8 protein-coding genes are annotated in these 12,816 nt (G+C 69.4%); 3 read left to right on the top strand and 5 right to left on the bottom strand.

All coding sequences use genetic code 11. The annotated features are described in order from the left end of the window. Positions 1-10: 10 nt before the first annotated feature. Both ACFYNO_RS02070 and ACFYNO_RS02065 read right to left on the bottom strand, forming a co-directional pair. Entirely contained in the window at positions 11-439 is a 429-nt protein-coding gene (locus ACFYNO_RS02070; RefSeq protein ID WP_388003680.1) for a hypothetical protein, read from the bottom strand. 122 nt (positions 440-561) lie between these two features. Next, complete coding sequence (locus tag ACFYNO_RS02065; protein ID WP_388003677.1) at positions 562-7,104, bottom strand: RHS repeat-associated core domain-containing protein; 6,543 nt, start codon at positions 7,102-7,104, stop codon at positions 562-564. Positions 7,105-7,854: 750 nt separating this feature from the next. Here ACFYNO_RS02065 and ACFYNO_RS02060 point away from each other — a divergent pair. The 3 genes from ACFYNO_RS02060 to ACFYNO_RS02050 all read left to right on the top strand — a co-directional run bounded on the left by ACFYNO_RS02060 (position 7,855) and on the right by ACFYNO_RS02050 (position 10,450). Then, positions 7,855-8,805 (top strand): AraC family transcriptional regulator, encoded by a 951-nt coding sequence (locus ACFYNO_RS02060; RefSeq protein ID WP_388003674.1) that lies wholly within the window; start codon positions 7,855-7,857, stop codon positions 8,803-8,805. Between the two features lie 162 nt (positions 8,806-8,967). Continuing rightward, the gene (locus tag ACFYNO_RS02055) at positions 8,968-9,486 is read left to right on the top strand and encodes a hypothetical protein (RefSeq protein ID WP_388003671.1); all 519 of its coding nucleotides are present in this window, start codon (positions 8,968-8,970) and stop codon (positions 9,484-9,486) included. Positions 9,487-9,523: 37 nt separating this feature from the next. Next, entirely contained in the window at positions 9,524-10,450 is a 927-nt protein-coding gene (locus ACFYNO_RS02050) for a hypothetical protein (protein WP_388003668.1), read from the top strand. Positions 10,451-10,536: 86 nt separating this feature from the next. Here the strand turns inward: ACFYNO_RS02050 and ACFYNO_RS02045 are convergent, their stop codons facing one another. Genes ACFYNO_RS02045 through ACFYNO_RS02035 form a run of 3 tightly spaced genes read right to left on the bottom strand, consistent with a single transcriptional unit; the run spans position 10,537 to position 12,816 of the window. Then, positions 10,537-11,100 (bottom strand): 1,4-alpha-glucan branching protein, encoded by a 564-nt coding sequence (locus ACFYNO_RS02045; protein ID WP_388003665.1) that lies wholly within the window; start codon positions 11,098-11,100, stop codon positions 10,537-10,539. A 34-nt stretch (positions 11,101-11,134) separates the two neighbouring features. Next, positions 11,135-11,593 (bottom strand): redox-sensitive transcriptional activator SoxR, encoded by a 459-nt coding sequence (gene soxR, locus ACFYNO_RS02040; protein ID WP_388003662.1) that lies wholly within the window; start codon positions 11,591-11,593, stop codon positions 11,135-11,137. Continuing rightward, positions 11,590-12,816: an MFS transporter gene (locus ACFYNO_RS02035; protein WP_388003659.1), complete on the bottom strand. Its 1,227-nt coding sequence runs from the start codon at positions 12,814-12,816 to the stop codon at positions 11,590-11,592. The genes soxR and ACFYNO_RS02035 overlap by 4 nt, the downstream gene beginning before the upstream one ends.

Below are 12,816 nucleotides of genomic sequence, written 5' to 3'. Positions count from 1 at the left end.
CGGCGGCGGGTCAGGAGGCACGTGTCACGGGAACCCCTGGCGGCAGCCACTCCTGCAGCGCTGCCAAGAGCCGGACTTGGTCCTCCGACCTGCTCATACTCAGGGGGACTCGGATCGGAGCGCGGTGTCCCACGACCACGACGAGAAAGGTGGACCGGCCCGCGGATTTGATGCGGACGCCGGTGACCTCCGCCGCCTCGACCGAAGTACGGCGCACCTTCCGCCAGAAGTAGAGCCGATCATTGCGTAGTTGCAGTAGCGGGGCCCGGGTCAGCAGCAGTGCCGCGACCAGGACACCGGTGGTGAACGACCAGGCCGCCATGCTCACCGGGTCCGAGGTCAGGACGGCCCTGGCCGCGGCGAGTAGCACGAACACCGCCAGCGTTCTCACGAGGAACGTGCTGTTGACTCGCAGAGTGGTTGGCCTCGGGTCGGACATCTATGGACCTACCGTTCGGTAGCGCGGAACGACTGGACGGGAAGCGGAGCAGCGAGTGGGGCGTCACGGACCGGGAGAGTCCGTGACGCCCCGAAGCGCGCCCGATCAGGAAGGCTCGGTGGCTACCTGGAGCAGATCTTCTTCCACACGTCGAGGGTAGTGTCGACCCCGACCTTCCTCGAACTCTGGATGACGGCCTGGGTCAACTTCGAGGTCCCCTTCGCGCCCACCAAGTCCGCTCCGAGGTAGAGAGCCGACGACGCGCAGCCCCATCCGCTTCCGGTTGAGCACTGGTCGACAGTGGTGAGGGCCTGGGTCCCGACCACGACCACGGTGGCAACGGTGGCGACGACACCGGCCACCGCGGCGCAAGGCAGCGCGCCGACGGCACCGCATGCGCCGGCCACGACAGCGGCGGTCACAGCGACCGCGGTGGCGACCGAGTTGATCTGGCCGATGAGGTCCGCATGCTGGTGTACGAAGTTGACGATGCTGCCCCACCCGAACAGACCGGACGGGTCCGTCAGGTTGAGCGGGTCGTCACTGGCGTACAGGTAGGGCGAGAGCGTCAGCTGCACCGCCGGGTCGACGGTGAGGAACTGTGCAGTGGTCGGGTCGTAGAACCTGGCCCGGAGATAGATCAGCCCCGTCTCCGCGTCCCGGTACTGACCGGAATACTGCAGTGCGGTGGTTGCGGTGCCGGTCTGGCTCGTCACCGTGCCGTAGGAGTCGTAGCCGTAGCCGGCGACGACCGCTCCGGTGGCATCGGTCAGCGCCCGGGTCGAGCCCAGCTGGTCATGGAAGAACCACTGCGTGCCGCCTGCGGTGATCTGTTCGATCGGCAGCCCGCCCGGCCCGTACAGGTAGGTGGTCGTGCTGTCGGTCAGCAGCCTCGGCACCGAGCCGGAGTCCCAGGTGAAGCTGTCGGTCGCACCACCCACGGTCTTGCTGGTCCGTAGGCCGGATCCGTCGTACTGGTAGGTCGCACTGGCGCTTGGCGTCTTGACCGAGGTCAGGTGCCCGGCCTGGTCGTATCCGAACGTCGAGACGGCGGTTCCGGTGGTGCGGGCGGTGCGGTTGCCCTGGCTGTCGTAGCCGAAGGTGGTTGCGCCGGAGGGCGGTTGGGCGCAGGACGGTGATCCGGGCGCAGCCCCGCCGGTGCTCCAGCACAGCTCTCCGCCCGGGTCGAAGGCCTGGGTCACCTTGCCCAGTTGGCCGGGGTTTCCGGCCTGGTCGTAGGAGTAGCCGATGGTGGCTGTGGCGGTCCTGACCGTGCTGAGCTGATTGCGCGCGGTGTACTGGTAGGTCTGGGCGACATCGGCCAAGCCCGTCGGCGTCTGGCTGCTCAGCCGACCCGTGTTGTCACGGGTATACGTGAGCGCGGCCAGGGTGCTCGCCCCCTTGGAGAGCGTGTCACCGGCCGGCTGATCGGTGTCGTCGAACGTGGTGGTGGTACTGGTGCCGTTCGGGTAGGTGGTCGAGGACCACTGACCGTCCGGCGTGTAGCCGAAGACGGTCTTTCTGCTGCTCGAATCGGTCACCGAAGCGAGGTTGTCGGCAGCGTCGAACGACTGGATCACCGTCTGGCCGGCAACGCCCGGGTAGGTGATGCTCGTTCGGTTCCCGTTGGGGTCGTAGCCGTAGCCGGTGGCCGCCCCGGAGCCGTTGGTGTGGGTGAGCAGCTCGCCGAAGACGTCGTAGTTCCACGTGCTGGCGCCGCTGGCGTCGGTCATGCCGACCTGGCGGCCTGCGGCGTCGTAGCTCATGGTGACTGCTGTCGTGGCGGTGTCCGAATAGGTGGCAGAGGTCTGGTGGTTCGCCGGGTCGTAGCCGAAGGTCGTCCTCCGGCCCGAGGGGTCAGTGGTGGTCTTGTGGTTGCCGGCGCTGTCGTAAGTCGAGGTGGTGGTGTGGTTGTCGGGGTCGGTGCGGCTGATCTGGCGGCCTTGGCCGTCGTATCCGTAGCCGGTGGCGTGGCCGGCGGCGTCGACCGTTCTGGCGATGGTGCCGTCCGGGTCGTAGTTGGTGGCCAGTTGGGTGTTGTCGGCCTGGGTGGTCACCGTGTTCCGGTCGGCCGGGTCGAAGGTATAGGTGGTGGTGCGGCCGTTGGCGTCGGTCTCCGAGGTCTTGTTGCCGTCGGCGTCGTAAGCCGACGTGACACTGTGGCCCAGCGGGTCGGTGGTGCCGGTGCGGTTGCCCCAGGCGTCGTACCGGTAGGTGGTGCAGCCCTTGGCCGGTGGTGTGCAGCCGGGAACCGTGCCGGCAGCGGTGCCGGTCGGGGTGACGGTCGAAGTGAGCAGGCCGCGGCCCTGGTCGTAGCCGTTCTTGGTCACGTGTCCGAGCGGATCGGTGCTGGTGACCACCTCGCCCGCGCTGTCATAGGTGGTCCCGGTGGTGTTTCCTCGGGCGTCGACAGACCGGGTCGCGTCGGCGGGGTGGGCCGGGTCGTCGTAGTAGACCGAGCGGGTCCTGGGCGTGGTCAGGCCGTCGGCGGACTGCTGGGTAATGCTGGTGAGCTGATCAGCTCCACTGACCGCGGTGTGTCCGCTCTCGTCGTGGTTGTAGGTGGTCTGCAGGCCGTCCGGGTCGGTGGTGACGATCAGGTCGTCGGTGCCGTTGTAGGCACTGGAGGTGCTGTAGCCGCGTTGGTCGCTGGCCGCGATCTGGTTCCCGTGGTCATCGTAACTAAAGGTCTGCACAGCGCCGTTGGGGTCGGTGATGCCGATGACGCCAAGTGTGACCGGGTCGTAGGAGTAGCTCCAGGTGCCGGCGTCGGCAGTGCTGTAGCCCTTGGTCTCGGTGACCAGCAGGCCGTTCTGGTAGGTGTCCAGCTTCTTGTGGCCGGCGGGATCGGTGATCAGGGTCTGGCCGGCGGTGAGGTTGTCGGTGCTGTCGGGGCCGTAGGTGAACCCCGTGACGCCGCCGACCTGGTCGGTCTGGGTCAGCACCCGCTCGGACGCGTCGTAGGTCATGGAGACCACGGGGGTCGGGGTGGCGGTGCTGCCGTACTGGGCGGGCGTGCGAATCGAGCTCATCAGGTGCGCGGCGGTGTAGCCGTACTGGGCGTGGTCGTCGTCCTGCAGGACGGGAGTGCGGGTGGTGCCGACACCGTAGACGTCGGTCAGGTTGCCGTTGGCGTCGTAGCCGTAGGTCACCTGCCGTCCGGCGCTGTCGGACAGGCCGGTGATGTGGCTGCTGGACCAGGTGAGCGTGTAGACGTGGCCGGCCGGGTCGGTGATGGTGGCCAGGTGGCCGCTGCCGTCATAGGCCAGGGTGGTGGCGTAGGGAGGGTTGGCCTTGGAACCGGCCAGGTCGGTCTCGGCGGTGAGTCGACCCGTGGCGGCGTCGAAGGTGTAGATCTCCTTCGAGCGGCGGGTGTACGTGTACGACGGGCCGTTCTTCACCAGCGTGGCGTCGAAGCGCGGGGCCGACGGCGCATAGCTGCCGGACGAGTTGACGAAGGTGACCTGGGAGCCGTCCTCCTGGCGCACGGTCACGTTGCCGGTGCTGGAGTCGGTGCTTGTGCTGAGGTTGTAGGAGTAGGTCCAGCCCCAGCCGAAGGGCCCGTTGACGGCGAGCGAGCCGTTGGGCCCGTTCGGATCGGCGAGCGCGGAGGCGTAGCTGCGGGTGAAGTCCAGCGGCAGGCCCCGTCCAGGGGTGCTCAGGTCGGTGAACTGGTCACCGAAGTAGCCGGTGCTGGTGTCCACCGGGTCACCGGCGGTGCGACGGGCGCAACCACACTGGATGAAGGCCGGGTTGCTGCCCTTCGGTGCGTCCTGGATCGTCGGCGGTCCGCCGATCGGCTTGCCCGGTGTGCCTCCCATCGGGAGGAACGCGATCGCGTCGAAGGCGACGTCGTAGTTGGCGTAGTTGACGTTGCCGGTGGCGGGGACGTCGCTCTTGTTGGTGAGTTGGACGTTGCCGCCGTTCTGCATCGCGAAGGTGCCGATGGTGACCCACTGTTCGGATCCCCAGTCCTGGTTCACCCGGATCTTCCACGGACTGACGCCGCCACCGGGGTTGATCGTGTAGACCACGTTGGTGGCGGTGGCGCCGGTGGCCGGCAGGTGAAGCTTGATCTTGTAGTACTGCAGACTGGGCAGGTTGGGCGTCCAGGTGCCGGTGTCGACCTGGCTCGGGTCGCTGCCGTCCACCGTGTGCGTGAACAGGATGTGGCCCCCGAAGCCGACGCCGAGCTGGTGGGTGTCGATCGCGCCCAGTGGTGCGCCGGCGGAGTTCGTACCGAAGGAGTAGCCGAACGTTCCGCCCTGGCTCCAATTGGGGTTGGCGCATCCGACCAGGTTGAGCGGCGGGTAGCTCTGCGACTCGTCCACGATGATCGGCGCGCCGTTGGAGCTGGTGGGCACCTTGCTGGTGTCCAGGTTGCAGGTGGGCGGATGCGGGTTGCTCTGGCTGGGCTCGGTGGAACCGGAGGACCAGGAGTAGTCACTGGTGGTGCAGGTGGTGGTGCAGTCGGGGACCCAGCCGGCGGAAGAGTGCCACCAGCACTCCCGGTCCGCCAGGGTGCAGTAACTGATGCTCGGATTCGACGAGTTGACGTAGCTCGGGTCGCACTTGTCGTCCGCCGTGCAGAACGTGCTGATTGCGGGGATCTGCAGCCAGCTCTTGCCGCCGTGGTAGGTCGGCTTGGCGTAGGCGGGAGCGAAGGCGGTGCCGGTCGAGCGGAGGATCGGGCTGCCAATCCAGCCCATGATCCGCTCCTCGTAGGGCCAACTGCCCGGGTGGCGCGCGTCGTCGTACGTGGTGGACAGGTACGGGGTGCGGTTGGGCGGGTAGTCCGGGTTCATCGGGTTGTTGCCCCAGCCCAGGCCCCAGGTGCCGTCCGGACCGGTGCAGGTCGCGGAAGGGGTGCAGTTGGTGGTGTTGCCGTAGGCGGCGGTCGGCTGGATACCGGAGTTGTAGGCCCAGGCGGCCAGGTACCAGTTCTCCAGGTAGCGCGGGTCGCCGCCGTTGACCAGCGCCCCCATGCTGTAGAGCTTGTTCCAGGTGTTCTCCAGGATCTGCAGGCCCGCGGCCACGTTCTCCTGGTAGTCGACCGCGATCTTCCACTGGCCGTGGACGGAGTACGTGCCGTCGCCGGCCGACATGCCCGCGGTGACCTGACCCAGGCCGTAGCCGCAGTCGGCCTTGGAGTAATCGAGTTGGGTGACCGTGCCGCCGGCGCCGTAGTAGTCGGCGATCTGCGGGTCACCGGGAACGCCCGGAAGCGAGTGCCAGGAGGCCTGGCTGAAGTTGCTCTCCTGCGCAACGATGGCCTGGTAGACGGAGCGCGGGACGGAGTCCCAGGTGTCACCGGCCGGGTGCTGGAGCGGAATCCGCGGGAAGTCGCCGTTGGGGGCGTACGCGACGAGGCCGAGGTTCGCGAAGTTCGCGGGGCGGGTGTACTGAGTGCCGGTCAGCAGCCCCTGCTCGGCCATCTGGATCGCCCACTCCACCTGGGCGGCGGAGGGCTGCATCACCTGGCGGTTCTCGGTGAGGCGGGGGACGGCGCATTTCGGGGTGGTGGTGTTGGCCGCGGTGAGATCGGGGGCCGCGGCCTGCGGCCGGGCCGGGTCGGGCGATGCGCCGGGTGGGCTCTGGCCGGGCTTCGCCGGGCCGGCGAGCGGATCCGTGCCGACCGTGGTGTTTGGCAGCACGGTGGACGCCGTCGCCGAGTTGTCCGCCTTGCCGCGTTGTAGCGGGGTGCTGCCGGCCGTGGCGACCACCAGCGGCGTGGCAGCGTCGGTCTGCGGGCCGGGGCCGAGGACGGCACCGCCGTCGAGCGAGACGGCCCCGACGCCGAGCGGCAGGCCGTGCGTGCCGGCCGCGACCAGTCCGGCCTTGCCGTCCAGCTTGTCGGTGCCGACGGCGACGGGCTTGCCGGCACGGCCGGGCAGCAGTTGCACCGCGTCGCGCGGACCGGAGCCGACCTCGGTGAGCTTGCCGCCGTGCTCCTTCAGCACGGTGGCGCGCGGATCGCCGGGTCGGACGGTGACCAGGCCGAGCGCGCCGTCGGCGAGCGGCCGCAGGTCGAAGGCGGAGCCCTTGACCGCGGCGAGTTGCTTCGGCTCGCCGCTGTCCGGGATCTGCACCAGGTTGGCGCCGATCACGCCGACCGGGCCGTCGGCGGTCGGCACCACCGAGGTGACCTGCGCGTCGACCGTAGTGGTGCGCAGCACGGTGCCCGCGGCGAGGTCGGCCGTGAGCAGCTGGGTGCTCTGCTGCCCGGTGCCGGGGTTCGAGGTGAAGGTGGCAAGGTCCGCGGTGCCGCAGCCCGGTGAGTGGTACTTCAGCGCGACTCCGGCGGCCAGTGGCTTGACCGTGCCGTCGGTGAGGCTGACGGAGTAGGCGAAGGCGCCGTGGTCGCGGGCCTCGGCCTGGTTGACGGCTCCGGCGGGCAGCACCGTGACGGCGGCGAACTTCCCGTCGCCGGAGGTGCACTGGTAGCCGGTCCAGGAGTCGTCGGAGATGCCGGCCGGGCGCAGCAGGGCGACCTCGTGCCAGTTGTAGCCGCTGCCGCCGCGGGCCACCGCGAGGTGGTAACCCGCTTGGTCACCCCAGGCGTTGAGCAGTACGTCGCCGGCGGGGCCGAGCGGAGCGGTGGACGCGGGTGCGGCGGCCGAGGTGTTGGGAGAGGGCGGTCGGTCGGCCGCCTGGACGGGGGACATGGCCCCGACGGCGAGGCAGAGGGAGAGAGCAAGCACGCCGGGGATGCCGAGCGTGTACCACCTGAGTGTTTTCTGTCGAATCCTGGATAATGGCATGTGTCGCTGACGCCCCTTCGGAAGATGGGATTGCGTGCGAGTACTGTGGAGCACTGTTCGTCACGGAACTGGTACCGCGTGATGGCCGTGCACCCGGACCGAGGCTTCGTCGTAAATCCGCTACCGAGGATCCGGTCGTAAATCCGCTACCGAGAGTGCGATCGGTAATGTCGGGTCGAGCCCAGCAGTGACTGCAGGTTGGCGCGGACGGCTGCGGCCCACGCAGAGGAGTCCAGGCGAGTTCGCCACCCGTGCCGCCCCAGGGAGCACCGGCTCAATCTAGCGGTGATTTGCACGCGATGCCACCGATTCAGGTGAAATCCCGGCCGGTGCCGACCGGTTGACATAGATCTGTCCTGAATGGACGAAAGCGGCCGAAAAGTAGCCCGCCGTCGAGTAGTGGAGCGTGCCGCACCGCTTCCGGCTGGACTTCTTTTCACCTCCACATCGGACAAGAGGTGGCAAACCAGGTATCCCGTGAATCCGGGAGGTCCTGGGGTACACCGCATCCGAACCGGAGAATTGTTCTTGACACCTGGATACCTGCCGTGATGAGAATCCGACAACAGGTCGGGCCGAGCATCGAATGCTTAAATCCTGCGGGGATTACCGTGGTGGGGCGGCCCGTGGTTGGACGCTTCTGGGAGTGCCACCGTGTTGCTGTACGACGGGGACCGTGTCGAGAGTATTCACCACATGGTGGCCGAACGGTTCGCACCGCACCGCCTGACGGTACTGTCCGAGCGACAGCACCTGAACGGCCGGTTCCACTGCCTTCACGAGGGTCAGCTGTCGCTCTACGAACTCGGCTACGGCGCTGAGGTCCAGGTGGTCCCCGGGGAACTGCCCGACTTCTACAACATCCAGCTCCCGGTCTCCGGCGCCGGCTTGGTGACCGTTGACGGCGCGGCCCTGCCGGTCGGCCCGTGGCTGGCCGGCCCCGGCCAGCGGCTCGCGATGACCTGGGACGGGGCCGCGCGCAACCGCATCCTCATCCTGCCGGCGCGCATGGTCGAACAGGCCCTTCGAGCCCGCCTGGAGGAGTCCCCCGGCGCCCTGCCGCGGTTCGAGCCGGTGCTGGACGAGCGGAACCCGGCGGTTGCTGCCTGGCTGGAACTTGCCCTGAGCTTCCAGGAGTTCGTCACCTCGCTGTTGGGCAGCCGCTCGCCACTGGGGCTGGGGCACTTCGAGCGGCTCCTGGTCGACGCGCTGGTGGACGCCCAGCCCAGCTCCTGGTCCGCCCCGGCGCCGGACCACGGCTTGGCGGTCGCTCCCGCGGCACTGCGCCGGGCGGTGGCGTTCTGTGAGGAGCACGCGCACGAGGTCGTGTCGGTGGCCGACATCGCCGCGGCGGCCCGAGTCAGCCAGCAGAGCCTGCGGGTTGCCTTTCGCAGCCACCTGAACACCACTCCGCTCGCGTTCCTGCGCCGAGTGCGGCTCGACCTCGTCCACCGCGACCTGCGGACCGTGGCGGACGGCCGGGAAGGCGGGACGGTGACCGACATCGCGATCCGGTGGGGGTTCACTCATCTCGGCCGGTTCAGCGCCCAATACCGGCAGGCCTACGGCGAGTTGCCGTCAGCCACTTTGCGCAGTGCCCTCTGACGGACCTTCCGGTCGGCGGATCACCCCTTGAGGAGTGGCTATCCAGAAGCGCGTGCCGATGCGGCACGGAAGTGGATAGGCGCGCGCTGGCGCCCGCGGAAGGCTGAGCACGAGCACACCTCGTACGTTCCGGACCATCGCCCCGAATCTGTGGAGGAAGACATGAAGACCATCCCGAGGCGCGCCCGCCTGCGTACGGCTGCCGCCGGTGCGGTGGCCGCCGTCGCCCTGTCCCTCGCAGGCCCGCTGGCCCTCGCCAGCCCGGCGATGGCCGAAGGTGACCCGACCGGCTTCCTAGCCTCGAACGGCTCTGACGCCTTCTTCTCGCCGGAGACCTGCGCCGGGAGTAGCGATGTCTTCCGCTTCCGTTTCTACTACCACACGGGCTATCGAGGTGCGTGGGTCAATGTGGGGCACAACTTCTCTGATCTGACGTCCTTCTATGTCTCTGACGGGATGAGCTACGCGTCGCTGAACTTCTGTGACGGCACTGGCGACGGTGCTGGTCAGGGAGCGGGGAACAACTCGGCGTCCGCGTACAACTGGTACAACGGCTACAAAGCCAACGTCTACTACAGCCACAACTACACGGGCTCCTACGAGACATTCTACCCCAACAGCGGCCGTGATCTGGGCGTCACCAGGAACAACAACCGGTCCATCGAGTTCTTCCAGAACTGATAAGCCGATGAAGACCAGCAGGGGAGGGGTGGGCGGAGTGCTGCTCACCGCGCTCGGACTCGTGCTCGTGGGCTGCTCGGCCGGTCGTGCGGAGCCAACGGCACCGGCTGCGTCGGTCGCCAACGCACCGGCCACTGTCGACCCGTCGACCTGGACGCTTCCCCTGCTGGCCTTCGAACCCACCGCCGAGCAGGACAAGGCGATCAGCAAGGCCGAGATCAAGCTGGTGGGGGCCTGCGTGCGCGGCTACGGCGTCGTGTGGCAAATCGACCCGGAACTGCCGCCGCATGGTCCGCGGAACATGCTGGACCGGCGGTACGGCATCCATGACCTCCACCTCGCCGAACAGCGCGGCTACCAGCTCGACGCAGCCGATGAGAGTCGCTACAACGCGGCGCTCCAGGAACAGTCGAAGCTGCCGCCCACCCCGGCCGACACCGAGGTGCTGCTCGGCGGCACCGACACTCCACCGGAGGCGCTGGCCAAGGCCGACGCCTCCGCCCGGGCGGGTGTGGTGGGCGGGAAGCAGATCCCCCAAGGTGGCTGCTTCGGCCAGGCCCGGCAGGAGCTGGGGAGCGCGACGCACGGTGTCTCGAAGCTCGTCCAGGATCTCAGCGACCAGTCGTACCAGGAATCCATGAAGGACCCCAAGGTCCTCGCGGCCTTCGCCGACTGGTCCACCTGCATGAGTCAGCGGGGTTTCACCTACAAGTCCCCGCTGGATGCGAACGACGACCCGCGCTTCGGGCTCGACCCGAAGGGTCGCGTCTCGAAACTGGAGGTCGCCACGGCCACCGCGGATCTCACCTGCCGGAACTCGCAGCACGTGGCCGAGGTCTGGCACCAGGCTGAGGTCCAGCTGCAACAGCAGTACATCGAGCAGAACCGAGCAGCCCTGGAGACGGACCGCGGCACCCTCGACGCCGTCATCGCGAAGGCTGCCGAGGTCCTCGCCGGGCCGTGACTCCGGAGCTGCGGTCGGGCCATTGACTCGCCCGACCCTTCTGGACCTGGCGCGTCATGGTCGCCCACACCCGGTGCGCCAGGCGATCACCCGTGGGCGACAGCTGCGAAGGCGGCGCGGGCCGGGGTGCCGTCGGGCTGGGTCCAGCCGGCGGTGAGGGGGCCGGTGGTGTCCGGGGTGAGTATGCGGGTGATGCGGACGTTCGCGGCGGTGGCGTGCGGGACGGGGACGACGGTGACCGTGGGGTCGAGGGTGTCGGACTCGTACTGGTGCTGGGCGATCGCCTCGCCGCGGAGCAGGGCGGCGAGTTCGGCGAGGGCGACCGGGTCCTTGGTGGCGTCGTAGAACCAGCGGGTGCCGAGGATGCCGTGCTCGGAGGTGGTGATCAGTGCGTCGGCGGGGGCGTCGGGGAGCGGGGCGCCGCGGTAGGTCATCGGGACGAGGTAGGCGGTGGGCTCGGTTCCGGCGGTCTCCACAACGACGATGAACTCGATGCCGACCTCGCCCGCCGGGTCGTCCAGCCGGAAGCCGCCGCACCGCTGCAGCGCGGCCGCGCCGCCGGGGTCGCGGTACCAGGGCTGCGCGGGCAGCCAGTCGGCGAGGGCTTCCAGCTTGCCGGGAGTCAGGGTGGTGTCCTGGACGGTGGCCATGGTGTGCTCCGGGGGTGCTCGATCTGTCAGTGTTTCAGCGGTCTAGCTTCGGGAGTAGTTTGCGTGCTCCCGGTCCCTCGGCGCCCTGAATATCCTTCGGGTTGTACAGCGCGCACCGCCCGAGCGAGAGGCACCCGCACCCCACGCACCCCGTCAGGTGGTCGCGCAGGCGTTGCAGGTCGGCGATCTGCTCGTCGATCCGCTGCTGCCAGGAGGTGGCCACCGGCTTCCACTCCGCGAGCGTGGGCGAGCGCTCGGCCGGCAGGTCCGCCATCGCCTCCCGGGCCTCGTCCAGCGAGAGGCCGACCGTCTGCGCCGCCTTGATGAACGCCAGCCGGCGCAGCGTCTGCCGCGCGTAGTGCCGGCGGCCGCCGGCGGTGCGCTCGGAGTGGATCAGGCCCAGCTCCTCGTAGTAGCGCAGGGCGGAGTGCGCGATGCCGCTGCGGGCGGCGAGCTCGCCGATGGTGAGGCGGTCACGGATGGCGCTGGTCATGAGGGGATGGTAGTTGGACGGCGCCCCGCCACCAGTACGACCAGCAGACCGGCCGCGACGTAGCCCGCGCCCTGCACCGCGAGCACCGGCACGATGCCCAGCGGTCCCGCGAGCAGGCCCGCCGCGACCGTGCCCGTGACGACGGCGGCGCCCTGAACGGTGCCCAGGGCGCCGAAGACCCGGCCGCGGTGGGAATCGGTGCTGTGCTGCTGCAGCAGGGTCATGGCGGAGGTGAGCACGAAGGCGCCGGGCACGCCCGCCACGACCATCAGCGTGACGGCCGGCCAGAGGGCGGTGGTCAAGGTGGGGTAGAGGAAGATCGCGAGCCCGGTCAGGCCGAAGGCCACCGCCGAGATCGCCAGCGCCGGCAGCCCGCGCAGCCGTTCGCCCAGCGCCGCCGCGCACAGCCCGCCCGCGAGCCCGCCCACCGCCTGGGCCGCCCCGATCACGCCGTACGCGCTCGCCCCCGCGTGCAGCACCGAGCGGACGAACGGGGCGAAGAGCGTGCTCATGATGCCCTCGCCGACGCTGGTGACGAGGAGGAAGGCGAGGACGCCGCGCAGAACCGGGTGGCGGAGGGTGAGGCGGAGGCCGGCGAGCCAGTCCTTGGGGAGCGGCGGACGGGCGGCGGTGGGTGGGGGCGGCGCGGAGGGGACGCGGATCGCCGCCATCAGCTGCGCGCCGCAGAGGAAGCTCGCGGCGTCCAGCAGCGCCACCAGCGTGATGCCGCCCGCCGCGGCCGCCACCCCGCCGAGCGCGGCGCCGAGCAGGCGGGACAGGTCGGCGTTCTGCCCGTTCAGCGCGTTCGCCGTGACGAGCTGACGGTCCGGCACCAGGCGCGGCAGCAGGCTCTGCGCGGCGGGCTCGAAGAACTGCTGCACACAGCCCTGCCACACGGTGACCCCGTAGACGATCCAGAGCTGGCTCCGATCGTGGACGGCGAGCAGCGGCAGCAGGCCGACCGCCAGCAGCAGGTTGGTGACGACCATGGTGCGCCGCAGGTCCCAGCGGTCCACGAACACCCCGGCGGGCGAACCGAGCAGGATCTGCGGGACGAAGGAGGCGACCACGGTGAGGGCGGAGGCCAGGGTGTCGCCGGTGAGGGCGTAGACGGCGTAGGCGAGGCCGGTGCGCAGGATCCAGTCGCCCGTGAGCGAGATCAGGCCCGCGGCGAGTAGCAGGCGCAGGTTGCGCTGACGCAGTGCCAGGGCGATGGCGCGCAC

It is taken from the genome of Kitasatospora sp. NPDC006697 (genome assembly GCF_042869935.1).
GTDB lineage: Bacteria > Actinomycetota > Actinomycetes > Streptomycetales > Streptomycetaceae > Kitasatospora.
Note: the sequence above shows the minus strand (reverse complement) of the source record. Positions and strands in the feature narration are given on the sequence as shown.